Source organism: Paraburkholderia sp. UCT31 (genome assembly GCF_014397655.1).
Taxonomy (GTDB): Bacteria; Pseudomonadota; Gammaproteobacteria; order Burkholderiales; family Burkholderiaceae; genus Paraburkholderia; species Paraburkholderia tuberum.
Genome location: NZ_VZQP01000004.1, coordinates 45,230 through 68,924, shown reverse-complemented (window position 1 = coordinate 68,924; position 23,695 = coordinate 45,230). Strand labels below are relative to the sequence as shown.

The following is a 23,695-nucleotide window of genomic DNA, read 5'->3' as shown; positions in this document are numbered from 1 at the left end:
GGTCAGACTCCGTCGAGCAACGCGTCGAGATCCAGCGAGGAGCGCACGCCGATCGAATCGCCGTGCTCGGCGAGGAACGCGTCGGCGGCACGCCGGCCTTCGTCGCGCAGCATCGTCAGAAAGCTCCACTCGGCGTTCAGCTTCGACGAGTAGCCGAGTTCGGTCATCAGCTCGCTCGCGATCCGATGGATGCGCATCGCCGCCCAATGGCGGCCTTCGTCGCTGCCGGGGTCCGCCGCGCGGCGCAGCAGCGCGATCATGCGCAGCTCTTTCAGCAGCGGCGCGTTGAAGGCAACTTCGTTCAGGCGACTGATGATGTCTCGCGCGGTGCGCGGGGTTTCGTCCCGCACGACGGGATTGACCTGGATCAGCAGCGTGTCGCTCGACGTGCATTCGCGTACCAGCGGCGTCATGGTCGGATTACCGGCATAGCCGCCGTCCCAGTAGTCTTCACCGTCGATCTGCACGGCCTGGAACAGCGTGGGCAGGCAGCCGGAGGCGAGCAGCACGTCAGGCGTCAGGTCGCCATTGCGAAACACACGCGCCTGGCCCGTGCGCACGCGCGTCGCGGTGATGAACAGCTTGATCGGCGCGTCGCGCAGATGCGCGAAATCGATCGAGTCCTGCAGAATCTTCGCCAGCGGATGTACGCCGCGCGGGTTCAGGTCGTATGGAGAAAACACGCGCGCCGCGAGGTCCATCGCGATGAAGAGCGGCGAGTAGTCGAGCGTCCAGCGGCCCATCAACACGTCGAACGGGGTTCGGCGAAACGGGCTGTACACCGATGCTTCGAATACTCGCCGCCAGAAGGCTTCGAGCGCGGCGCGCGCGCCGGCCGCGCCGTCTGCCTGATAGCCGCTCACCAGCACCGCGGCGTTCATCGCGCCAGCCGACGTACCCGATATTCCTTCGATCTGCAGCCACGACTCTTCGAGCAAACGGTCGAGGACGCCCCATGTAAAAGCACCGTGCGATCCGCCGCCTTGCAATGCGAGGTCGATAAGGGCGGGTTCGCGGTGGGTGGGTTGGTTTTTTGTTGCAGCCAAGACGACTCCGTAGTGAGGAGTGCTCCATTTCGCTAGCTGACGCCGCATGCACGGCGGACGAATGAACTGCTGGCCAATGCTGTGAACTACCGAATGAGGTGAGGCGTGTTTCAAAGGCGAAACATCGCACTGCACCATTGGTATTGGAAGTGGCCGGTGACTAAAAGTCAAGCGTATTCAACTTGATTCACAGAGCTTGCGAGCAACCGGCTCGTGGCCGTCATCGCCCGCTTGCTGGTCACGCCGCGGTCAAAAACAGCGTGTAGGGAGGCCGGCCGGCGCGCCGCGTCGCGCCGCTTACATAAGCCGCTCACATAATCATGGATAGGCGGAGTATCTTTGCACGGTTGAGCGCGAAAATGCGGTGGCAATCATGCAATCTGCGTTATCCGTTTGCGCGTGCCGCTTAAATGCTAACTCGCGTGTATATCTTCGCTGTTTCGCCTTGCGCTAATCGCCGCGGCGTATTGCAATGTAATGTATCGTCTCGGCCGCCGGATACATTACGACATAATTCGACTGATGAACCGGGCTATAAAGCAGGCATCGTCAAATCACGGAGAGCATCATGAACGCCGGGTTGCTGCAAGGGTCCTGTCACTGCGGGGCCGTCAAGTTCGAAGTTCGCACCGAAATCGTTCCGGCTGGTCGTTGCAACTGCAGCCTGTGCCGCCGCAAGGGCGCGCTGATGACACCGCTCTTTCCCGCCAGTCAGTTGAAGATTCTGAGTGGCGAGGATTCGCTGACGCTATACCAGTTCAACACGAAGGTCGCGAAACACTACTTCTGCAAGCATTGCGGCATCTATCCTTTTCATCAGACGCGCAAGGATCCGCAGCAATGGCGCGTCAATATTGGCTGCCTCGACGGGGTCGATCCTTACGCGCTCGAAGCCGGCGTGGCCGATGGCGCGAGTCTTTCCGTGCTGGAGGACGCATGAAACGCCTGTTTGCCATCGCTGTATTCGTGGCGGGCGGCTTCACGGCCGAACTCGCGCATCCGTTGCAGTGTTCATTGATCCAGTCGAGCGACGTGCAACTCAAACGCCGCAGCAGATAATCCGTCGATGGAAACCTCCGACCACGTACTGATCGTCGATGACGATCGCGGTATCCGTGAACTGCTCGCGGGATACCTCGAGAAAAACGGCGTGCGTGTCTCGCTCGCGGCCAACGGCCGCCAGATGCGCGCCGCGCTCGAGAACGGCGCGCCCGACCTGATCGTGCTCGACCTGATGCTGCCCGGCGAAGACGGCCTCGTGCTGTGCCGTGAGTTGCGCGCGGGCAAGTTCCGCACAGTGCCGATCCTGATGCTGACGGCGCGCAGCGAGGAAGCGGACCGGATCGTCGGCCTCGAAATGGGCGCCGACGATTACCTGACCAAACCGTTCGCCGCACGCGAGTTGCTCGCGCGAATCCGTTCGGTGCTGCGCCGCGCGCGCATGCTGCCGCCCGGCATGGAGGTGACGGAGTCGGCGCCGATGCTGTGCTTCGGCGACTGGCGGCTCGACACGACCGCGCGCCATCTGCTCGACGCGGACGGAACCGAGGTGGCGTTGAGCGGCGCGGAGTACCGTCTGTTGCGTGTGTTTCTCGATCATCCGCAGCGCGTGCTCACGCGCGATCAGTTGCTGAACCTCACCCAGGGACGCCAGGCCGATCCGTTCGACCGCTCGATCGATCTGATGGTGAGCCGCCTGCGTCAACGCCTGCGGGACGGCGCGCGCGAGCCGCGCTACATCAAGACGCTGCGCAGCGAGGGCTATGTGTTTTCAGCGGCCGTGACCGCGATCGGAGATCCGGAATGAGCGCATCTCCATCACCGTCGTTGCTGCGCTGGCCGCATTGGCCGCGCACGCTGTTCGCGCGGCTCGCGGTGATTTTGTTCGTCGGGCTCGCGCTCGCGCAGGCGCTGTCGTTCTGGCTCACGATGACCGAGCGCGACCAGACGATGACCAACATCATGATGGGCTACATCGAGCGCGAGGTGGCGAGCTCGGTCGCGCTGCTCGATCATCTGCCGCCCGACGAGCGCGCCCAGTGGCTGCCGCGGCTCGCGCGGCGCAGCTATGAGTTCGTGCTCGGCCCGGGCGTGCCAGGCACCCCGGTCGACGCGAGCCTGTCGGCGCGCGTCGCGCAGTCGATCGGCGATGGCATCGGCACGCGTTATCCGTTGACCGTCAACGCAGTGCCGGGCGATCGCGAGCGTCTGCAGGTGCACCTGAAACTGAGCGACGGCACGCCGCTCACCATCGACCTGCGGCCAATGCCCGGCGCCCCGTTGTCGCGCTGGCTGCCGCTCGTGCTGACGCTGCAGCTGCTCGTGCTCGCGGCCTGCTGCTGGCTGGCGGTACGGCTCGCGACGCGCCCGCTCAATCAGCTCGCAGTCGCGGCCGACACGCTCGGCCCCGACCTGAAGGCCGCGCGTCTGCGCGAAGCCGGTCCGTCCGAAGTGGCGCGCGCCGCGCGCGCGTTCAACGCGATGCAGGACCGGATCGCCACCTACATGACCGAGCGCATGCAGATTCTCGCGGCGATTTCGCACGATTTGCAGACGCCGATCACGCGCATGCGTCTGCGTGTCGACACGATGGACAACGACAGCGAGGCCGCAAAGCTGCGCCAGGATCTGCAGGAAATGGAGGCGCTGGTCAAGGAAGGGGTCACCTATGCGCGCACGATGCATGGCACGACCGAGGTGCCGCGCCGCATCGATCCCGATGCGCTGTTCGACAGCCTGGTGTGCGATTACGTCGACGCGGGTCAGCAAGTGTCACTGCAGGGCCACTTCGGCCAGTCGCTGACGATGCGTCCGCAGGCGTTGAAGCGCATCGTCGGCAATCTGGTCGATAACGCGCTGAGGTACGGCGGCGCCGCGCAGATCCATATCGGGGCATTGCACGATGGCGAGGCTACCGTGTCGGTGCTCGATCGCGGTCCCGGCATTCCGGTCGAGTCGCTGGAGACGGTGTTCGAGCCGTTCGTGCGGCTCGAAGGGTCGCGCAATCGTCAAACGGGCGGCACGGGGCTGGGGCTCGCGATCGCGCGGCAACTCGCGCTCGCGATGGACGCGACGCTCACGCTGCACAACCGCGTCGGCGGCGGTCTCGAAGCGCGGCTGACGTTGAGGAAGTTGCGCGAGTCATAGTTGGACCTCTTGCGGCGCGGACACGCGGGCGATTCCGTCAGAAAAATTCACAAAGCCCGCCATTACGAAATCGCCATCGGGTTTGGACTATTAATGACCCCCGCGCGCCATTTCGAGCTGTGGCTCTGGTGCTTCTCAGTAGTTCTGAACGACCACCGGTTCAGCTCGTTTCAGCGATTCCCCATCATTTGAGAAAACCGGTGCGGTGATGCGGCAGGTCGCATCATTGTTAAATCATCGATATTCAAAGCGACTTATCGATGCGAGCGATTCAGATGCGTGGTGAATTGTTAATTCGCAAATTCAACCAGATTCGGCAACGCAGCATCGATGGATTCGATCGCATAGCGAGCCACAGTCCGTTACCTTGTCTTCGATAAATTGACAAACGCCAACGGACAGACCATTCTTTTCGTGTGGTGGTTGCAGAGTAGCGCGGCTGATCAACAGCAAGATTGGCCGAGAGACACGTTTCGTTCGAATCTGATTACAGATCCTTGTTAAAAAGGTAACTAAAAGGAATCCGAATGGCGTCCACTCCACAAAAGATGTCAAAAATGCAACTCACCGGGATGGTGGTGGGCGGCATGGTCGGAGCCGGGATCTTTTCCCTGCCGCGCACTTTTGCCAATGCCACCGGTCCGGTGGGTGCCGTGATTGCCTGGCTGATTGCGGGCACGGGCATGTATATGCTGGCGCGCGTGTTTCAGGCGCTGGCGGAACGCAAGCCCGAACTGGACGCCGGCGTGTTTGCGTATGCGAAAGCGGGCTTTGGCGATTATCCGGGCTTTCTCTCCGCATTTGGCTATTGGATCGGTAGCTGTATCGGCAACGTTTCTTACTGGGTGCTGATCAAGTCGACACTCGGCGCGTTTTTTCCCGTGTTCGGCGACGGCAATACGGTCGTCGCGATCGTCGTTGCATCGATCGGCATCTGGCTATTTCATTTCATGATCCTGAAGGGCGTGCAGCAGGCGGCCTTCATCAACAGTATCGTCACGGTCGCCAAGGTCATTCCGATTCTGGTGTTCATCGTGATCCTGATCTTCGGCTTCCGGTTGGACCTGTTCCAGGCCAACCTCTACGGCGGAGGACTCGAAGGCAATATCCTCGAGCAGGTGCGGGCCACGATGCTGGTCACGGTGTTCGTGTTCATCGGTATCGAAGGGGCGAGCGTTTATTCCCGTTATGCGAAGAAGCGCTCCGATGTCGGCCAGTCGACGATTCTCGGCTTCGTCGTCGTGACCTCGCTGATGGTGCTCGTGACGATGCTGCCTTACGCAGTGCTCCAGCGCGCCGACATCGCGGCCATGCGGCAGCCGTCGATGGCGGCGGTGCTCGAAGCGGTGGTCGGTCATTGGGGCGCGGTTTTCGTCAGCATAGGTTTGCTGATTTCGGTACTGGGCGCTTATCTCGCCTGGTCGCTGATCTGCGCCGAAGTGTTGTTCACGGCGGCAAAGACCGAAGACATGCCCGCCGTATTCGCGAGGGAAAACGCCAACAAGGTACCTGCCAATGCGTTGTGGCTGACCAACATCGTGGTGCAGCTGCTCGTCATCAGCACCTACTTCTCGCGCGATGCGTTCGCGCTGATGCTGAATCTGACGAGCGCGATGTCGTTGATTCCGTACCTCTTCGTCGCGGTGTTCGGCTGCATGAACGCGAATCGCGGCGACGGTTACGACGTGCGCGCCGACGAGCGCCGGCGTGACTTCATCATGGCCGCAATCGCCTCGATCTATACGGTCTTCATGATCTGGGCGGGTGGCCTGAAATTCATTCTGCTTTCCGCCGTGCTGTATGCGCCGGGAACGGCGCTTTATATCTGGGCTCGGCGCGAGCAGAACAAGAATGTCTTCATCGTTTCCGACTGGATCATTTTTATCGTTGCGATCATTGGCGCGATCATCGGCATCTATGGCCTCGTAACCGGAAGGATCGCGATTTAGCTTTAATGAAATCCGATTGAACAGAGCGGGCCAACATTGGCATTCAGGAGATCATCATGGCGAACACGGACGCGAAAGCGGGTGAATTGGGTGTCTACTCGGAAGTCGGGCAGCTGCGCAAAGTGATGGTCTGCGCACCGGGGCTCGCGCATCAGCGTCTTACCCCGAGCAATTGCGATGAACTGCTGTTCGACGACGTACTGTGGGTCGAGAACGCGAAGCGCGACCACTTCGACTTCGTCACGAAGATGCGCGACCGCGGCGTCGAAGTGGTGGAGATGCACAATCTGCTCGCCGAAACGGTCGCGGTGCCCGAAGGCAAGAAGTGGATTCTCGACAACCAGGTGGTGCCGAATCAGGTCGGCCTCGGCTTTATCGATGAATTGAGAAGCTATCTGCAAGGGCTCGACAATCGTAAGCTTGCCGAAACGCTGATTGGCGGGCTATCCACTCACGACTTCCCGGAAGCGCATGGCGGCAAGGCGCTGGAGGTCGCGAAAGAAGCGGCGGGCGGCACCGAATATCTGCTGCCGCCGCTGCCGAACACGCTGTACACGCGCGACACGACGTGCTGGATCTATGGCGGCGTCACGCTGAATGCGCTGTACTGGCCGGCCCGCCACGAAGAGACGATCCTGACCACGGCGATCTACAAGTTCCACCCCGATTTCGCGGGCAAGGTCAACGTGTGGTGGGGCGACCCGACTCAGGACCACGGTCTCGCCACGCTGGAAGGCGGCGACGTGATGCCGATCGGCAAGGGCGCCGTGCTGATCGGCATGAGCGAGCGCACCTCGCGGCAGGCCATCAGTCAACTGGCTGCAATGCTGTTCAAGAAGGGCGCGGCCGAGCGCGTGATCGTCGCGGCGATGCCGAAGATTCGCGCGGCAATGCACCTCGATACCGTGTTCACGTTCGCCGATCGCGATTGCGTACTGGTCGCCCCGGACTTCATGGCGAAGACGCGCACCTATTCGTATCGGCCGAGCAGCCATCCGAGCGGCGTCGAGTTGCACGCCGAAAACAAGCCGTTCACCGACGTCGTCGCCGAGGCGCTCGGGCTGAAGCATCTGCGCGTGGTCGAGGCGGGCGGCAGCGACTATCAACGCGAGCGCACGCAGTGGGATAGCGGTGCGAACCTCGTGTGCGCGTCCCCGGGCGTCGTCTATGCATACGACCGCAACACGTACACGAACACGCTGTTGCGCAAGCAGGGCATCGAGGTGATTACGATCGTCGGTGCGGAGCTGGGCCGTGGACGTGGCGGCGGTCACTGCATGACCTGCCCGATCATCCGCGATGCGGTCGACTATTGATCAGTCAAGCGAATCAATCTGGCCGGTGACTGGCAAAGTGTCGCCCGCTCGCTGAAGTGGCGAGCGGGCGACTGCGCCGCGTGCGCTTCCGCCGCCGCCAGGAACGGCGCGATCCGTCCAGATGATCGACGCGACGAATCGAATCGCCCCGCTAATCGCCGGGTTGACGCACGCGGTAGTGGTGGGCAGGTCCGGCTTGAAGTCGAACTTCCTTTTACTATACTTTTTAACGACTTCGCGCCTGAATTATCGAATTGATATCTCGCGATTTGCAAGGATTACATTCGATAGACCAGCGATCGCTGCAATGAAGTTCGAGTTAATGAATCTGCGAGTAGCTGGACGATCACGTTTCACGTCAATCGCGTGAATGCTCGGAGCTTTCTTCCACCGCACGGAGGTTCGAATATGAATAATCGCTTTGTTGCGCAACTCGTCGCCTTGTCATTTGCCGGTATGTCCGCGCTCGCGATTGCGGCTGGGCCCCCCAAGGACGAGGGCGGCGGCCAGATGGCCGGTACGGGCCGTCAGCAGGTGATGCCGACGATTCCGCACCGTGACTGGCATAAAGGTCAACGTGTGCCGGCCGAATACCGTAACTACAACTTCATGATGGACGACTGGCGCGGACATGGCCTCAACGCGCCGCCGCGCGGGCACAAATGGCTGGGTGTCAATGGCGACTATGTGCTCGTAACGACGAACAACTGGACCATTTCAGACATTGTCGCCGGAACGCAGTAATGCTTCCTCTTGGTGCCCGGGCTATCCGGCGACCAGTTTTAGCGCCGGAACCTGGGCCATTCATCGACACGACATGATTTCGTCATTTTCGCGTCGATTTAATGCTGCGTGTCGTATAGCCGGTCGGGAACGAACAATGCAGTCACGCCGCTCAAAAAGAACACCGCGCCGACCACGAGAAAACCAAGTCCGATCGAGAACTGCGTCGCGATAAAACCTATGACGATCGGCGCCGCCCCCGAACAGAAGCGCCCGAGATTATACGAGCCGCCCACCGCGGTGCCGCGCACCGACGTCGCAAAACTCTCCGACATGAATGTGCCGATCGTGCCGAGTGGCACGCCGTACAGAAAGCCGAAGACAAGCATCAGCGTGGAAATGTTGTCGTGGGTGTGCCAGAAAATGATCACGGGCAGAAAGAGTGCCGCACCGATGCAGCCGAGCACGTACACGCCGCGCCGGCTCCAGCGGTCACCGAGCCAGCCCGCGAAGATCTTGCCGATGAAGGCGACCACGTATGTGCCGATCATATAGCCGGTCAGCGAGCTGAACTTGATGTGCAATTCCTTCTCGAGATACGTCGGCAGCCAGTTGTTCAGGCCGTAAAAGCCGGACAGCACGAAGACTGACGCGAAGGTCCACAGGATGAACATCGTGCGCGCCTGGCGGTCGCGGAAAATCTGCGCGTAGCGATTGTCGACGAGCCGCGTTTTGCTCGCATGGTCGGCAGCCCGGCTCGCGAGCCATGCCGCCGGTTCGGGCACCGCGAACTTGATCGCGAATGCGAGCAGCACCGGCACGGCAGACACGTAGTACAGCGTGCGCCAGCCGTACTGCGGCAGGATCCAGTTGCTGAGTGCGATCACGACGATATAGCCGGCCGAAATGCCGGTTTGCAGCATGCCGAGTACCAGCGAGCGCCGTTCTGTCGGCACATATTCGGCTACGAGCGTGGTGACCAGCACCATGCAGCCAATGCCGAGCGAACTGATAAAGCGCACCGCCGCGAATTCGACGAAGCTGTGCGTGAACCCGAGCATTCCCGCGCCGAGCGAGAACAGCGCGAGCGCCCATGCGATGACCCGCACGCGGCCGAGACGATCGCTCGCCCAGCCGCCGACAATGCCGCCGATCGCCATGCCGAGCAAGGTCAGACTGCCGAGCGCGCCCGCTTCGACATTGGTCAGCCCGAAGTCGTCCTTGATGCGCGACAGGGTGAGGCCGTACATCATCACGTCGGCGCCATCGGCGATCAGCGCGAGGTAGGCGAGCACGAAGACCAGCACCCAGCGGCCTTGCGAGACGGCGGAATGGGTCACCGCTCGATAGTTTTGCAGGTCGGATGGTGTTTTCATGAACGGGCGGCGCAAGCGGGGGATGCCGTATTCTGCTTGAGTAGAGCGGGGACAAGGAAGGCGCCGATCAGGAGGCCTATGCTTTCATGACGGCTGGTGTACCAGCCTTCCTTGTGGGTCAGGTTCATCGTACCGATGCACACGCCATCATAGGCGATCGGAATGTTCAGGATCGAGCCGAGACCGATACCTGTCATCACCGCGTGATCGTCGAAGGCCTCGCGAATGCCTTGCGACGTGGCGGCACGAAACGGCTTCAGATCCTGAAGTATCTGTCGCGCCCACGCGGTGCCTTGCTTCTTTTTGCGGCCGCCCAGTGGATAGATGTCCGGCATGTTCGTGTAGACCCGTTCGACCTCGTGACGCCGCGCATCGTAGGACATGATCGTGAACAGGCTTAGGCCTATCGCCTTTGCCGCCACCGCGTGAACCGCGCGGAACAGCTCGAGCGGTTGGTTCTTCAGGCGCATCGCCAGCGCGAGACGCTCGAGGTCTGCGATATCCAGCATCTGCGTATCGTGCGGTGCGGGTTCGGTCAGGTTGCCTTGCATCATTTGCATCGCGTTTGCATCGGAAAGTGTGAAAAGTCGCAGTGCGTTTAGCCGTGCATGCGGGTGGAGTTCAGCTGGCCTCGCGCGTCGCGAGCCGGTTCGAGTTCGCTCGCCTCGATATCTTCGAGCGAGCGGTTGCGCGTTTCGATGCCGAGGAAGAACACCACGCATGCGCCGATCACCAGCACCGTCGTGGTCATCGCGAATACACCGAGGAAACCGGACAGCGGATAAACGAGGCCGACGAGGATCGGCGCGCTGACCGAGCCGATGCGGCCGAACGATGACGACGAGCCCGTGCCCGTCGTGCGTACCGCAGTGGGAAACACTTCCGGCGTGTAAGCGTAGACGCCGGCGAATGCGCCGTTCATGAAGAACGACAGCGCGATGCCCGTGGTCATGATCTGTATGCCGGTATGAGAAAACGCGAGCGTGATCGCGGCGATGCCGCCGAACAGCATGTAGGAAGCGACCACCGCCTTGCGGCCGATCTTTTCGTTGAGCCACGCCGCCGAAAAGTAACCGGGAATCTGCGCGCCATAGATTGCAATCGAATAGCCGAAGCTCTTCGTCATCGTCAGCCCTTCCTTGACGAGCAGGCTCGGGATCCACGCGAAGAACGAGTAGTACGCGAACGCGACCGAGAACCACATCAGCCAGCTGACCGCGGTCGTGCGCGCGAGTCGCGGCGACCACAGCGTGAGCACGTTGCGCCACGCGTTGCCGCGCGCCGGCGTCGAGGCCGGCGTGGGCACCGCGTGAAGCGCGTGGTTCGCAGTCACGGGCGCAAGCGCAATGCCGCGCTCGACGAACGCCGCTTCGATGCGGCCGACGATGCCGTTCGCTTCGGCCGCGCGGCCCTGGCTTTCGAGCCAGCGCGGCGATTCCGGCAGCGTCCGGCGCCACCACAGCAGCATCACGACGGGCAGTGACGTGATCACGGCCAGATAGCGCCAGCCGTCGACGAAGTTGCGCACCACCGCGAAGCCGAGAATCGACGAGGTCAGATAGCCGAACGACATGAAGCCGACCAGCGCGCCGCAGAAAATGCCGCGATAGCGGCGCGGCACGAACTCGGCGAGAAACGGCGCGATCACGACCGTCTCCGCGCCCGAACCGAAGCCCGCGACGACGCGCAGCGCGAAGAACGTGTGCCAGTCGTGCGCGGTCGCGCTCGCGAGAGACGCGACGCAATAGATGGCGAGCGCGCTCATCATGATGCGGCGCCGGCCGATCACGTCGGCGAGCACACCCGACAGGAACGCGCCGAAAAAGTAGCCGATATAGGTGCTGCTCGCGACGAGCCCGGTCTCAGCGCTCGTCAATTGCCACAGCTTGCTGACGACCGGCAGCAGGAACGCGAGCGACGACGAATCGAGCCCGTCGAACATGTACCCCAGGCCGCCGATCAGCAGCAGTCTGCGGTGAAAGCTCGACAGGGGAAGTCTTTCAAGACGGGCGGCGACGGCGGACACGGCAACTTCTCCTGAAGGAAATGGCGCGGCGAGGCCGCGCGTTCTGCGCTGATGGATGCTTCGGGCCGCTTATCGGCCGCTTATCGGCCGATTGCGTAGGCCTGCATCTGACGCGGTGTAGCGGCGCCTCGCATCAAACCGTTGCGGATCGCGACCGCGCAGACCCGGCCGAGCGCCCACGGTTCCGCGACGGTGAGGTCGTGGCCCCGCGCGTGCAGTTCGGCGAGCGTGCTGTCCGGAAAGCGCGACTCGGCCGACATCTTGCCGAGCTGCATCGCGCGCGGATAGAACGAGCCGGGGAAGTGCGCGGTCTGGAACGAGGGCGCATCGGCGGCGGCCTGGAAGTTCATGCCGCCATGCACGTGCTTGAGGAACAGCTGCAGCGACCACTGATCCTGCTGGTCGCCACCCGGCGTGCCGAAGGCCGCGTACGGTTTGCCGTCGCGCGTGACGAGCGTCGGCGACAGCGTGGTGCGCGGCCGGCGGCCCGGGCCGAGTGACGAAGGCAGGCCTTCTTCCATCCAGAACATCTGCGCGCGCGTGGTGACGTTGAAGCCAAGCCCCGGCACCGCCGGCGACGCCTGCAGCCAGCCGCCCGACGGCGTAGCCGACACCATGTTGCCCCAGCGGTCGACCACGTCGAGATGCACGGTATCGCCGCGCAATTCGGGCAGCGGCGCGAAGGTCGGCTCACCTTGGCCAAAGCCGCCGGCCTGCTCGCGCCCGGCATTCGCGACGATGCGCGCGGCGCGTTGCTCGCTGTCGCCGAGCAGCCCGGGACGGAATTCGAACGACGCGCGGCGCGGATCGATGAGGCGGCGCCGCTCGTCGTTGTACGCGTCGCTGAGCAGCACGTCCATCGGCACATGCGAAAACGCCGGGTCGCCGTAGAACACTTCGCGATCGGCGAATGCGAGCTTCGAGCACTCGATCACCGTGTGCACGAAATCGGGCCCGAGGGGGTCCATCGCGCCGAGATCGAAACCCTTCAGCAGCGCGATTTGTTGCAGGAACATCGGGCCCTGGCCCCACGGGCCGGTTTTGTGCACGCGCATGCCCGCGTAGTCGTAAGACACCGGGTCTTCGTAGGTTGGCTCCCAGCGCGCGAGATCGCCCGCATCGAGCAGACCGCTATTGCGCAGGCCCGAGGTGTCGAGCACGGCGGTCGAACGGAAGTACTGGTCGATCGCGTCGGCGACGAAGCCGCGATAGAAGACATCACGCGCGCGTTCGCACTGCTCGGCGCGATCGCTGCGCGTATTCGCCTCGCGCAGGATGCGCTTGTAGGTTTCGGCGATCGCGGGATTCGCGAACAACTGGTTCGGCATCGGCGCCTCGCCGTTGCGCAGCCATTGCTCGGCCGAGGTCGTCCATTCGGTGCGGAAAAAGTCCTGAATCGCGAGAATCGACGATGCCATGCGTGGCAGCACCGGATAGCCGTTTTCCGCGTAGCCGATCGCATAGCTCAGCACTTCTTCGAGCGGCAACTGGCCATAGTCGCGCAGCAGCGCCATCCACGCGCCGAATGCGCCCGGCACGACCGCGGGCAGCAGGCCCGTGCCCGGCACCACTTCGAGCCCCATCTTGCGCATCCGCTCGATCGTCATGCGCGCGGGCGTCACGCCTTGTCCGCACAGCACGCGCACGCGTTCTTCGCGCGCGCTGTAGAACACCACCGGCAACTCGCCACCCGGACCGTTCAGATGCGGCTCGACGATCTGCAGGACGAAGCCGGCCGCGGCGGCGGCGTCGAACGCATTGCCGCCTTTTTCGAGGACCGCCATCGCCGATGCGCTCGCGAGCCAGTGCGTCGAGGCCACCATGCCGAAGGTGCCGATCAGTTCTGGACGGGTTGTAAACGACATGCGCGACTCCTTGGCGACGACGGTCCGAATGGAGGAACCAATATGGAATGGTTCAATTGGAGAAAATGGAAGCGTAAAACTAACGAAGCCGGGTTGCACCCGGTGTTAACCATCAACATGCGACCCAGTATAGCGAATCAAAAATCACTGGGTGCTGGTAGGTCATGCCGCCGCGATTCTGGTATCGTTTGAACCAATACAAGTTGGTTCAGTGGACAACATGGACAAACCGGTACTGGATGCGCTGCTCGACTACATCGCCGATCATCAGTTGAAGGACGGCGACGCGCTGCCGCCCGAACGAAAGCTCGCCGAGGAACTGGACGTGAGCCGCCGCGAGCTGCGCGCGGCGCTGGCTTCGCTCGAGGCGTCGGGGCGCGTGTGGCGCGGCGTCGGCCGCGGCACCTATCTGGGCGCGCGGCCGCTGAAGTTTGCGCCGACGCTGCGCGGCTTGCGCGCCGGCACCAGTCCCGCGGATATCGCCGAAATGCGGCTGCTGTTCGAGCCGGCGCTGGCCGCGCTGGCCGCGACGAAAGCGAGTGGCGACGACCTGCAGGAACTGGAGAAATGCGCACGCAAAAATGCCGCCGCGAAAAACGACGACGAGTGGCAGCAATGGGATCATCGCTTTCATTTGCTGATCGGACATGCCACGCGTAATCCCGCGTTGATTGCGTTGATGGAGGTGATCAACGGTATGCGGGTGAAGCCGGAGGTGCGCGAGAAAACGTCCGCGCAGGAGACGCGGCAGTTTTTCGCGCAACAGCATCAGGCGATCGTCAATGCGCTGAAAGCGCGCGATGCAAATGCGGCCGCGCAATGCATGCGCGAGCATCTGCTGAGCGTGCAGTGGCGTGCGTCGGCGAAGACCGATGGTGCGGCGGCGCGGCGTGCGTGAGGTTGCCGTGGTGCCGCGCGTCGATCGGGATGGCGGCGCTTTACTGCGCAAGCTTCCGGTTCAGCCGGCGCATGCCGTCGAAGACCGCATCGGCCACGTCCAGCGGAAAGTCGGCGGGCAGTTGCGACGAGACTGTGTCGATCACCGTCTCCGTTTGCGCGGTCAACTGATCGATCAGCGTATCGACGTCCGCGGCGGAAAAACCGACGCGCTGTCCTTCGGCCACCCAATGCCGGCGCTGGATCTGATTGAGCAGGTAGTGGACGTTCTTGCCGCGAACCGCCATCGCCAGTTTCACTTTTTGCGCCGCGAGGCGCCCCGCGCCGCTGCCGATGATCGGATGCGCGGACAGCACGTCATAAAGCGGTGTGGATTCGTAGCGATTGCCGGGCAGATGCGCAATGCTGAAGTTCTTCGCGTGGCCATCGGTCGCGGCGAGCAGCCAGAAAACCAGCTGCGTCGCGAAGAAGTTGCGCCGGTCCGTCGTCGCGCGTGTGGACCTCGCGAGTATCTCCATGATCGCCTCGATGCCCGGACCGCCATCGGCCTCGTACTTGTGCAGCGCCGACGTGCCAGTGGCCTGGCACATGTCCTCTTGCGGCAGACGCACGATCCACGTGGCGTCGCTCGACAAACGGCGATCGAAGCGCTCGACGATCAATACCTTCTGCTCATCGAATCGCGCGATTTCGCAACGCGCGACGGGCAGCCCGTAGGCCGCGACGATCTGCGAGCACAGCCATTCGTTTTCCACCGACGTGCGCATATCGGCGCGCATGTTGCCGACGAGCCCAAGCGGCAGCTTGAAGATGTGCGTGGTCGGCGTGCTGCCTTCGGGCAGCAGCCAGCGATTGCGATGACGGAGCAGCGCGGTTTTTTCCTGCGCGCCGGCGATCGACAGACGCAGGTCTTCGAGCGGATCGTGCTGCCCGAGCGGCGCCGCCGTCGTCGTGCCGCGCAGCAACGCCGCGATGTCGCTGTCGCTGAGTTCGCGACCGTGGATGCTCGTCAGATCGCTCGGCTCTTCGTCCGGCGACAGCAGTTGCAATGCGCCGACGCAGTCGCGGCCGAGCGCGGTGAGCAACGCAAACGGCGCGGCGCTGCCGGTCCGGTAGCGCGCGGCGATGCGGCGCCGGATCGGTTCGCTGTCGGGCAGCAGGTTGTCGAAATAGTCGGCGACGATCTGGCCGCGATACGCCTGATTGCCCGGTGTGAACGGCAGCGACAGCGATAGCGGACGTCCTTGCGGATCGTCGATCCATTCGTCGGCATAGCTCAGACGTTCGCCGCTGCGTGTCGTTTCCCAGGCGCCGACCCGCAGGCCGTTCATCCACAGATTCAGACGGTTCGGTGTGCTGCGCGCCATGCTTACCAGTCCTCCCGTTTCTTGCTGGTGCTGGCCGCTTTGGTTGCCTTGGCGGGTTTGACCGCTTTGGGCCTTTGCGCCGACGCTCCCGGTTTGAGCGGCACGCGCGTGGCGCGTTTAGCGTTGCCTTTTGCGTCGACCGGCGTTCCGGCGGCCGGCGTTCCGGCGACCCGCGTTCCGGCGGCCGGCGTTCCGCTCCCGGCGCGGCGGGAGCGGTTCGGCGCCGGCGCGGCGTCTTCCACGGCCACGCTTTGCGTCGATCCGCTCTGCGCGAGCTTCAGATCGACCTGCAAGACCCGCAACACCCTGAAGAGCCGTTCGACGCTGACGGTCGCCGGATTCGCTTCGAGTTGCGCGTAGGTCTGTTGCGTGACCCCGAGATGCGCGGCCATCGCGGCCTGAGTGAGGCCGGCGGCCTTCCTGAAGCCCTGCAGGATCGGTCTGAGCTGGCTCAGTGTCTTGATGGCGTAGTCCACGGTCGATCTCCGGTTCGGCTGCGGCGGCGTAACAGCCCAAAACCTGTAAATAACAGATACAGTCTATACTCTGTATTTAGCAAATACAAGCTAGAGTCTGTTAATGACGAGCACGGACGCATTTGAAACGGCGTCCCGTCACGCTATTCATCACGCAACTAACGGTCAACCGCACACCGCCACCCCCTTCGCTGCTGCGCAGCCCTTCCGCCGCAGGCAACATGTGATCCACCGAAAATAAAGATGATCGACAAACGCAACCATAAAATCGCATCTGTTTCACTGCTGGTTGGTGCTGCCACCAGAAGAAGCAACGCCTCGACCGGAAATAGATAAATCCGAATCGTTTTCGATTGACGATCTAATCAGGAAGCCGAACATTCAGGCAAAACAAAAGCTGTTTTCGCATTGCGTGGCCAGAACACTGAATGGCCGTCGATAACGAATCGCTAGCAATATCACGGGCGCTCAAATCGAGCGCAGGATAACTGACGAGTGTCGACGCGCATTGCATCGTATCCTTTCGCTCGCTGAATGAAATTTGACACAAATGTCACGCGCCGCGCATCGAGAGGAAACGGGCTTGGAAATTACAGAAAAGGCTGTAGACTCTATAGCGTGTATTACGCGGCGACGCCAACACGAGTCCAATCGTTGCGCGCACACAGCATGTGTGCAAATCACTCCAATCCGCCACGAGATTTTTCTGCCATCAAGGTGTCTATTCGCTGATACGACCCAACGCCAATAGAAGCCGAACCGGCGAACCACGCCGACCGGTGAACCTGAAAGGAGATTCGACGAGACACACAGACCATTCTTCCAAATAACGCGATCGACGCCGCCGGATGCGGTCGCCGGCGGGCCGCTGGAGAACATAACTTCTTTGGAGTATGTGATGGCAAGCAAACCACAATGGCGAACGCTGTTATCTCTGACTTTTCTATCGCTGGCAATGATGGGCAACGTCGCGCGTGCGGAGAGCATTCCAATTGTCACAGGCCAGCAATGGATGCAGTCGACCGATGAGCAGAAGAAAGCGTATCTGGTCGGCATCTCGAATTTGATCGACGTCGAGCGCGCCTATGCCGGCAACACGGCGAACAGCAATGACATCGCACAGCGCTTCGGCAAGGGCATGCAAGGCCAGACACTCGACAGCGTGCGTCAAGGCCTCGACGGCTACTACGCCGCCAATCCCACGATGATCCAACACCCGGTGATCGAGACCCTCTGGTTCCAGATGGTCGTGCCCGGCCTGAAGAAAAATCAGTAAGGAGAACGATCATGAAACGACTTGGGTGGATCGTCAGTATTGGCGCACTGGCCGCGATCATCGGTTGCACGGACATGAGCCCGCAGACGCAGGGAACGGTGAGCGGCGCGGCACTTGGCGCGGGCGCCGGTGCGGGCATCGCGGCGATCTCCGGCGGCGATGCGTGGACCGGCGCGATCATCGGCGGCGCGGCGGGCGGCGTGGCCGGCAATATCCGCGGCCGTCAGTAATTACCGGCGAGCAGGCAAGGCTGGGGCGCGACCTGGGTCACGTCCCGGTTTCGTTACTGAAGCGCACGGCCCGATCAGGCCTTGATCAGGCATTCCACGGCCGTCGAGTGAAGCGATTTCCGAGGCGTCGCTGAAGGACCGTTCTTCCATGAGGCACCTCTCCCTTCCCCGCGACGCCGTATGCATTCCGTGCCATTTTCCTCACGTCGAATGTCAAGTAGCGAAGCGAATGGGGCGAATTCATTCGCGCTCGCGACATCGCGCATCCCCAGTTCGTCATGAAAATAATCCGTTCATACTCGAGCCGCTGTCGACGTCGCGTTGGCCGCCCGGCCGACAAAGTTTGAACCGGTGATTAAAAGCCCTTAGGATATCCACATCGGAAGCCGCCGCGATGGCGGCATGCGCACACCACGCAGAGAGCAGTCTGCGCGCGGTGCAACCTTCATCTCATCAAGAGAACACGAATGCTGCGCACGTCACTGAAGGTGATAAAGATAAGTGCATGGGTTCTGGTGCTGATGGCGGTGCTCGCATTGGGGCTACGCGCGTGGTATTCGCAGCGCGGGCCGGAGCTGTCGGTATGGCACACCTATGTGCCGCGCGAAATGACCGTCGAGGACATGGACACCGCCGACTGGAACGCATACATCAAGGCGGAAAATCGGATTTTCGACGACGTGCGCGTCAATGTCGTTGAAAAGCTGCGGCCGTCCGAGCGCATTCCGGCGAACCGCTATTACGAGGGCTCGCCGATTTTTCCGTGGCATTTCGCCGAAAACTGGAATCACTCGTACATTCTCGAGCCGTCGGGGTCACCCGTCGGCGCGGTCGTGCTGCTGCACGGCATGACGGATGCGCCGTACAGCATGCGGCATATCGCGCGCCGATATCGTGATCGCGGTTTCGTCGCGATCGGCATCCGCTTACCCGGACATGGCACGGTGCCGGCGGGGCTCGTCGACGTGCACTGGCAGGACTGGACCGCGGCCACTCGGCTCGCGGTGCGTGAAGCGCGCCGTCGCGTGGGGCCGGACAAGCCGATCGAGCTGGTCGGGTTTTCGAACGGCGGCGCGCTCGCACTGCAATATGCGCTCGACGCGATCGAGAATCCCGCGCTCGCGCGTCCGACGCGCGTCGTGCTGATCTCGCCGATGATCGGCGTCACGCGTTACGCACGCTTTGCCGGTCTCGCCGGATTGCCCGCGGTGCTACCGGCCTTCGCGCGCGCCGCGTGGCTCGGCATCGTGCCGGAGTTCAACCCGTTCAAGTACAACTCGTTTCCTGTGAATGGCGCGCGACAGTCCTTTCTCCTCACGAGCGTGATTCAGGAACAGATTGCGCGGCTCGAGCGCGAGAACCGGCTCGATAAGTTGCCGCCTATCCTGACGTTCCAGTCGGTGACGGATTTCACGGTCAGCACGCCAGCGGTGATGTCGGCGCTCTACGACAAGCTGCCGGAGAACGGCAGCGAAATCGTGCTGTTCGACGTGAACCGCAGCGTGCGCTTCAGGACCTTCCTGCGCTCCGCGTCGTACACGGCGCTCTCGCGCCTATTGCGCATCGGTCCGCAGAACTATCGCACGACGGTGATCGCCAACGTGTCGCCGGATTCAGCGCGTACTGTAGAGCGCAGCGTTTATGCGGGCGAAGTGCAAACGCGTGTCAAGCCGCTGGATATCGACTATCCGCAGGATATTTTCTCGTTGTCGCACGTCGCGATTCCATTCCCGATCACCGACGCGCTGTACGGCATCGCGCCGGACGATTCGGAGAACTTCAACGAGAACCTCGGCACGCTCGCGCCGCGCGGCGAACGCGGCACACTGATTCTGACGCTCGATTCGATGTTCCGCATCGCGTCGAATCCGTTCTTCCCGTATCTGCTGCAGCGTATCGACGAAGGCATCGGCAAGATGCCGCCGCCGGTCGTCAAGTCACCGCCGCGCACGCATGAAACCGCCGACGGTTCGCCCGACGATTTCGCCGAAAATCTGAATGCGCTCGAGCAGGTCGGCTCGGACGAGCCTTGAAATCTCGATGCTTTGAATCAAGCTGACGGCAATTGCACTGCCACCCTCGCGAGATGTGACCAGACGGCCCGCACCTACCGCGGGCCGCCTGCTTTTCGGCTCGAAGATCGACGTTACGGCTGATACGACGAATCGACGATCGTCCACAGCGCCGCTTTCGGCTGCAGGTTCGCATCGAACGGCAGCGGCAGGTCGTTGCGCGGCACCGGCGTCGACGTCAGCCACGTGTGCTTGTCCGAATAGCCCCAGAACGTGACCGCCTTGATGCTCGGCTCCTGCTCGAACAGAGCGAACACGGCGCGATAACGCTCGGCCTGCGCGCGCATGATGTCGTTCGGCACTGGATGCCCGAGGTCCGGCAGACATGCATGCGGATCGCTCCAGCATTCACCGGGATCGGCATAGAGACTCACGTCGAGCTCGGTCACCTGGTTTTCGAGGCCGAGCGCGGCGACGTCGTCGAACGCCTGCTTGATGTTCGGCAGCGGCGGCCAATTTACGCTGATATGCATCTGATGCCCGACACCGTCGATCGGCACGCCCTGCGCGCGCAAATCGCGGATCACCGCGAGCAGCTTTGCGCGCTTGCGCGGATCGTCGGTGTTGTACTCGTTGATATAGAGCTTCACGTTCGGGTCCGCCGCGCGCGCCGCGCGGAAGGCGATCGCGATGTAGTCCTTGCCGAGCGTCCGATACCACGGACTGTCTTCGCGATACACCTGATGCGGATCGTCGCTGATCACTTCGTTGACTACGTCCCACGCGTAGACCTTGCCTCGGAAGTGTGTGACGACGTCGGTTACATATCGATCGAGCCGCTTCGCGACGATGTCGTGATAGAGCGGATCTTTCGGATCGCCGGCGAAGAACCAGTCCGGCGCCTCGGTCCAGTCGCCGGCCTTGAAGTGCCACAAGAGCGTGTGCCCGCGCACCGCAATGCCGTGCGCTTGCGCGAACGCGACGATCCTGTCGGCCGGTTCGAAGTTGTACTTGCCTTCCGCGACGCCGATCGTGCCCGGCTTCATCTTGTTCTCGGCGGTCAGGCTCGAGAACTGGGCGGCGACGAGCGCCGCGTCGGCGGGACTGTCGATTGAATCAGGTTCAATCGCCGCGCCGACCTTGAAGTGCGCGGCCATCACACTGCGCAACGGCGGCAGCGCCTCAGCGGGCGCCGCGGCGAGCGGCTGGCCGTCATGAGCGACGGCGGCCTGGTTGTGCGCGCAGCCTGCGGTTGCGAGCGCGCAAACGGCGACGGCTGCGCAGAGCATGCGCATTGAAGTCCTCAAAGGACGCACTCCTGGTCTCCTTGTGACGGAATGCCGGTTCGGATGTCTTCTCTAACTATGTTTACCGTTACCGGTAACAGAGAAGATGTTAAGCAGCCTCTGTCAGCCCCGCTATGAGGGATTTACCTGACATATCGACGAGACATGGATGGTGAATCAGCGTCGAGTCGACCGGCTTGACACGGCGTGGGTTGAAAGCGCTTTCAGATGGGGATTGCACGGAACCGCCGCGCGGCTAACGGCGCGAAACAGGGCGCCAGTCACAGAATCCCAACTGGCGAGACAGGAAAACCGAATCCGTTCAACGCGCGGGTTTGCTTCAATCGTCGTCCGCGCGGCGATTCAGTTTGATTTCAATGCCCGTTCAGCGAGCCAGCGTCGGGCGAGAGCCGGTTGTCCACCGAGGTGACACCCGGAACCGACATCGCACTCTGCTCGGCACGCGCGACATGGTCCCGCTCGGGCACCCATCCGACCAGCGTGATCCGCCCCGAGTGGGCAAAGACGAACACATGTGACATCCCGACTCCGCTGTGCGCCTCCGCGACCCGCACGCTATGGGCGAGTTGTTGGTCGGTGGCTTGCGAATCCTGGGCATGGGCCGCCGGCGCTATTGCGCTTGAAATCAGCAGCGCGAGTGTAGAAACAAGGGCTGTTTTCACGATACCTCCTTAGAGTGCCAAGGTGTGCCGGCAAAATCCGCCGGCAAATCTTCCGGTTCGACTCGATGCGAGGCGTCGGAAGTGCACTGGACAAAATCCTCTTTCCACTGCACGCGTCGCGGTTATCGCGGTTGCGCGCCGAGGTTTTGCCAGTCGGGGCGATGGGCGGTCGTGCCTTCGCCCGCAGAAAAGTTGCAAGGGCAGCGTGTTCGAACGGGACGTCGCATGTGCGGCGTGGCGGGGGAACAGCGAGAGCCGAGGGATGGGAGCTGGTTGGAGCGGTCGTGATGGAGCGCGAGAGCCAGACGGATGCGCCGACAATCCTGCACCCAGCCTGCTACGCGGCTGAGCCCGGCTCGTTGCCCGGCATCGTATGCATTGATGATAGTCGCTAATGTCCACCACTGCTGGCGGCTCCTGCGCCAGTTCGTCAAGCCCAAACCGGCAATGCAAGCGGGGCGGCTCGTTGCATCTTCGCAACATCGAGCGCGAAATTTTGCTTGCATGCGAGCGCGTCTTCCTTGTTAAGCAAGCGCTGAGCGACGCGCGAGACGGATTGGCGCATCGTTTCGGTGCATGAGTTCAAACGGATTTCCGACGCTTGTGACCATCACGTAATGGTCACAAAGCAGGGCGCTACTGCGGGATCGTCCGGCGCGCAACTGTTATCGATAACAGCGTTTTCCCTGAGCAGTTAGTTTGATGCGCGGCGCAAGGTCATCCCTATAATCGCCTCGAAATGTGAAGCAAATAAGTAGCGAACATTTCGGCAAGAGGGGAAACGTGTGAGAACGCGTGCGTCCTGTGCGGCTTGGAGACGCCAAAATATATATAGGATATCTAAATGAAGAAGAAGCTTATTGCTGTGTCGGTGATGGCAGCCGCGACGACGGTGGCCCATGCGCAGAGCAGTGTCACGTTGTACGGCCGTATCGACAACGGCATCCAGTTTGAAACCGGCCTCCCGGGCGGCCACGCGTGGTCAGCCCAAAGCGGCGACTGGGGTTGCTCGTGGTTCGGCCTGCAGGGCGCCGAAGATATCGGCGGCGGCACGAAGACGGTCTTCCAGCTCGAAGGACAGCTCAACACGATGACTGGTGCATCCGCGGGCAATCTGTTCGGCCGTCACGCAACGGTGGGGCTGACGAACGACCACTGGGGTTTGTTCAAGATCGGTAACCTCGGCGCCGGCGAACTTTCGCAGGACAGTTGGGGCACCGACCCGCAGGTGATGCAGCGCTACGCGATCTCGACACTGGTGCGCGGTCGCAACTGGGCGAGCACCAGCAACGGCGCGGAGTACAACTCGCCGGTGCTGTTCGGCGGCCTCGTGCTGAAGGGCCAGTATTCGCTGACCAACAACACGAGCTGGAACTCGGCGCCTGTCAACTCGGCTGGCGTGCCGACCGGCCAGGGTCGTACGAACGCGGTCGAAGGTGTGTACACGTGGGGCAACGGCGACGTCCGCGTGATCTATGACGAAGTGCGCGGCGCCAACGGCTCGTTCAACAACGTCTACTCTGCTTCGCGGATGGCCCTTGTCGGCGGCACGTACGTGCTAGGTCCGGTCAAGCTGTACGCGGGCTACCAGCACCTGAGCGCGCCTGACGCGACCAACGCGAGCGTGGGCGTAACCGATGCGTCGCAGCCTCTCGGCGTGAGCGCGCCGACCAGTGTGAACCACGAATGGTTCGGCGCCGCATGGCAAGTCACGACGCCCACGCAGGTGACGGCTGCGGTCTACCACGCGAACGCGAACAACGGCAACGGCAATGCAACGCTGTTCACGCTCGCCGCGACGTACGCGCTGTCGAAGCGCACGTTCCTGTACACGGAAGCCGGCTACGTGCACAACAGCTCGACGTCGAACCTGAACCTCGGCAACGGGCCGTACGGCAACAACAACTTCGATGCGGTGACGGGCACGTCGTCGAACAGCAACCCGAACTATGGTCATAGCCAGACCGGCGTCTTCGCCGGGATCATGACCTCGTTCTGAGTTGAGGTTGCCTGATCAGCA

General features: G+C 62.3%; 21 protein-coding genes. 12 read left to right on the top strand and 9 right to left on the bottom strand.

All coding sequences use genetic code 11. The annotated features are described in order from the left end of the window. Positions 1 to 2 precede the first annotated feature (2 nt). Positions 3 to 1,046 (bottom strand): patatin-like phospholipase family protein, encoded by a 1,044-nt coding sequence (locus F6X40_RS03845; protein ID WP_184045135.1) that lies wholly within the window; start codon positions 1,044 to 1,046, stop codon positions 3 to 5. 568 nt (positions 1,047 to 1,614) lie between these two features. Here F6X40_RS03845 and F6X40_RS03840 point away from each other — a divergent pair. From F6X40_RS03840 to F6X40_RS03815, 7 genes are all read left to right on the top strand, one after another. Further along, complete coding sequence (locus F6X40_RS03840; protein ID WP_090810665.1) at positions 1,615 to 1,986, top strand: GFA family protein; 372 nt, start codon at positions 1,615 to 1,617, stop codon at positions 1,984 to 1,986. Then, positions 1,983 to 2,105, top strand: a complete 123-nt coding sequence (locus F6X40_RS42105) for a hypothetical protein (RefSeq protein ID WP_260336473.1) — start codon at positions 1,983 to 1,985, stop codon at positions 2,103 to 2,105. The genes F6X40_RS03840 and F6X40_RS42105 overlap by 4 nt, the downstream gene beginning before the upstream one ends. A 7-nt stretch (positions 2,106 to 2,112) precedes the next feature. After that, positions 2,113 to 2,853 (top strand): response regulator, encoded by a 741-nt coding sequence (locus tag F6X40_RS03835; protein ID WP_184005401.1) that lies wholly within the window; start codon positions 2,113 to 2,115, stop codon positions 2,851 to 2,853. Then, on the top strand, positions 2,850 to 4,193 hold the full coding sequence (locus F6X40_RS03830; RefSeq protein ID WP_187626885.1) for an ATP-binding protein: 1,344 nt from the start codon (positions 2,850 to 2,852) through the stop codon (positions 4,191 to 4,193). Before F6X40_RS03835 ends, F6X40_RS03830 begins: the two co-directional genes overlap by 4 nt. A gap of 527 nt (positions 4,194 to 4,720) precedes the next feature. Further along, on the top strand, positions 4,721 to 6,142 hold the full coding sequence (locus F6X40_RS03825) for a basic amino acid/polyamine antiporter (protein WP_184023610.1): 1,422 nt from the start codon (positions 4,721 to 4,723) through the stop codon (positions 6,140 to 6,142). 56 nt (positions 6,143 to 6,198) lie between these two features. Beyond that, on the top strand, positions 6,199 to 7,458 hold the full coding sequence (gene arcA, locus F6X40_RS03820; RefSeq protein WP_187626884.1) for an arginine deiminase: 1,260 nt from the start codon (positions 6,199 to 6,201) through the stop codon (positions 7,456 to 7,458). Positions 7,459 to 7,866: 408 nt separating this feature from the next. Then, entirely contained in the window at positions 7,867 to 8,202 is a 336-nt protein-coding gene (locus F6X40_RS03815; protein WP_184023606.1) for an RcnB family protein, read from the top strand. Positions 8,203 to 8,300: 98 nt separating this feature from the next. Here the strand turns inward: F6X40_RS03815 and F6X40_RS03810 are convergent, their stop codons facing one another. The 4 genes from F6X40_RS03810 to F6X40_RS03795 all read right to left on the bottom strand — a co-directional run bounded on the left by F6X40_RS03810 (position 8,301) and on the right by F6X40_RS03795 (position 13,448). Next, positions 8,301 to 9,557: an MFS transporter gene (locus F6X40_RS03810; RefSeq protein ID WP_184068231.1), complete on the bottom strand. Its 1,257-nt coding sequence runs from the start codon at positions 9,555 to 9,557 to the stop codon at positions 8,301 to 8,303. Next, on the bottom strand, positions 9,554 to 10,117 hold the full coding sequence (locus F6X40_RS03805) for a GAF domain-containing protein (RefSeq protein WP_187626883.1): 564 nt from the start codon (positions 10,115 to 10,117) through the stop codon (positions 9,554 to 9,556). Before F6X40_RS03805 ends, F6X40_RS03810 begins: the two co-directional genes overlap by 4 nt. A 38-nt stretch (positions 10,118 to 10,155) precedes the next feature. Continuing rightward, the gene (locus F6X40_RS03800) at positions 10,156 to 11,583 is read right to left on the bottom strand and encodes an MFS transporter (protein WP_187626882.1); all 1,428 of its coding nucleotides are present in this window, start codon (positions 11,581 to 11,583) and stop codon (positions 10,156 to 10,158) included. Positions 11,584 to 11,663: 80 nt separating this feature from the next. Continuing rightward, the gene (locus F6X40_RS03795) at positions 11,664 to 13,448 is read right to left on the bottom strand and encodes a gamma-glutamyltransferase family protein (RefSeq protein WP_187626881.1); all 1,785 of its coding nucleotides are present in this window, start codon (positions 13,446 to 13,448) and stop codon (positions 11,664 to 11,666) included. A gap of 220 nt (positions 13,449 to 13,668) precedes the next feature. Between F6X40_RS03795 and F6X40_RS03790 the strand changes: the two genes are divergently transcribed. After that, positions 13,669 to 14,346 carry a FadR/GntR family transcriptional regulator gene (locus F6X40_RS03790; protein WP_184068239.1) on the top strand — a complete coding sequence of 226 codons (678 nt, stop codon included), beginning with the start codon at positions 13,669 to 13,671 and terminating at the stop codon, positions 14,344 to 14,346. Between the two features lie 40 nt (positions 14,347 to 14,386). On the opposite strand, the gene F6X40_RS03785 is transcribed toward F6X40_RS03790, so the two are convergent. Together F6X40_RS03785 and F6X40_RS03780 are read right to left on the bottom strand one after the other, a co-directional pair. Continuing rightward, positions 14,387 to 15,712, bottom strand: coding sequence for a type II toxin-antitoxin system HipA family toxin (locus tag F6X40_RS03785; RefSeq protein WP_187626880.1), 1,326 nt, complete (start codon positions 15,710 to 15,712; stop codon positions 14,387 to 14,389). A 2-nt stretch (positions 15,713 to 15,714) separates the two neighbouring features. After that, a complete protein-coding gene (locus tag F6X40_RS03780; RefSeq protein WP_187626879.1) occupies positions 15,715 to 16,188 on the bottom strand; it encodes a helix-turn-helix transcriptional regulator in 474 nt (157 codons plus the stop codon). Between the two features lie 898 nt (positions 16,189 to 17,086). Here F6X40_RS03780 and F6X40_RS03775 point away from each other — a divergent pair. From F6X40_RS03775 to F6X40_RS03765, 3 genes are all read left to right on the top strand, one after another. After that, the gene (locus tag F6X40_RS03775) at positions 17,087 to 17,464 is read left to right on the top strand and encodes a hypothetical protein (protein WP_184068248.1); all 378 of its coding nucleotides are present in this window, start codon (positions 17,087 to 17,089) and stop codon (positions 17,462 to 17,464) included. A gap of 11 nt (positions 17,465 to 17,475) precedes the next feature. Continuing rightward, positions 17,476 to 17,694, top strand: a complete 219-nt coding sequence (locus F6X40_RS03770) for a YMGG-like glycine zipper-containing protein (RefSeq protein WP_187626878.1) — start codon at positions 17,476 to 17,478, stop codon at positions 17,692 to 17,694. A 467-nt stretch (positions 17,695 to 18,161) separates the two neighbouring features. Continuing rightward, on the top strand, positions 18,162 to 19,727 hold the full coding sequence (locus F6X40_RS03765) for an alpha/beta hydrolase (protein WP_187626877.1): 1,566 nt from the start codon (positions 18,162 to 18,164) through the stop codon (positions 19,725 to 19,727). Positions 19,728 to 19,840: 113 nt separating this feature from the next. On the opposite strand, the gene F6X40_RS03760 is transcribed toward F6X40_RS03765, so the two are convergent. Both F6X40_RS03760 and F6X40_RS03755 read right to left on the bottom strand, forming a co-directional pair. Beyond that, positions 19,841 to 20,995 (bottom strand): endo-1,4-beta-xylanase, encoded by a 1,155-nt coding sequence (locus F6X40_RS03760; RefSeq protein ID WP_262421355.1) that lies wholly within the window; start codon positions 20,993 to 20,995, stop codon positions 19,841 to 19,843. Positions 20,996 to 21,366: 371 nt separating this feature from the next. Further along, a complete protein-coding gene (locus tag F6X40_RS03755) occupies positions 21,367 to 21,675 on the bottom strand; it encodes a BON domain-containing protein (protein ID WP_090810637.1) in 309 nt (102 codons plus the stop codon). Between the two features lie 844 nt (positions 21,676 to 22,519). Between F6X40_RS03755 and F6X40_RS03750 the strand changes: the two genes are divergently transcribed. Next, on the top strand, positions 22,520 to 23,674 hold the full coding sequence (locus tag F6X40_RS03750) for a porin (RefSeq protein WP_187626875.1): 1,155 nt from the start codon (positions 22,520 to 22,522) through the stop codon (positions 23,672 to 23,674). Positions 23,675 to 23,695: the final 21 nt, after the last annotated feature.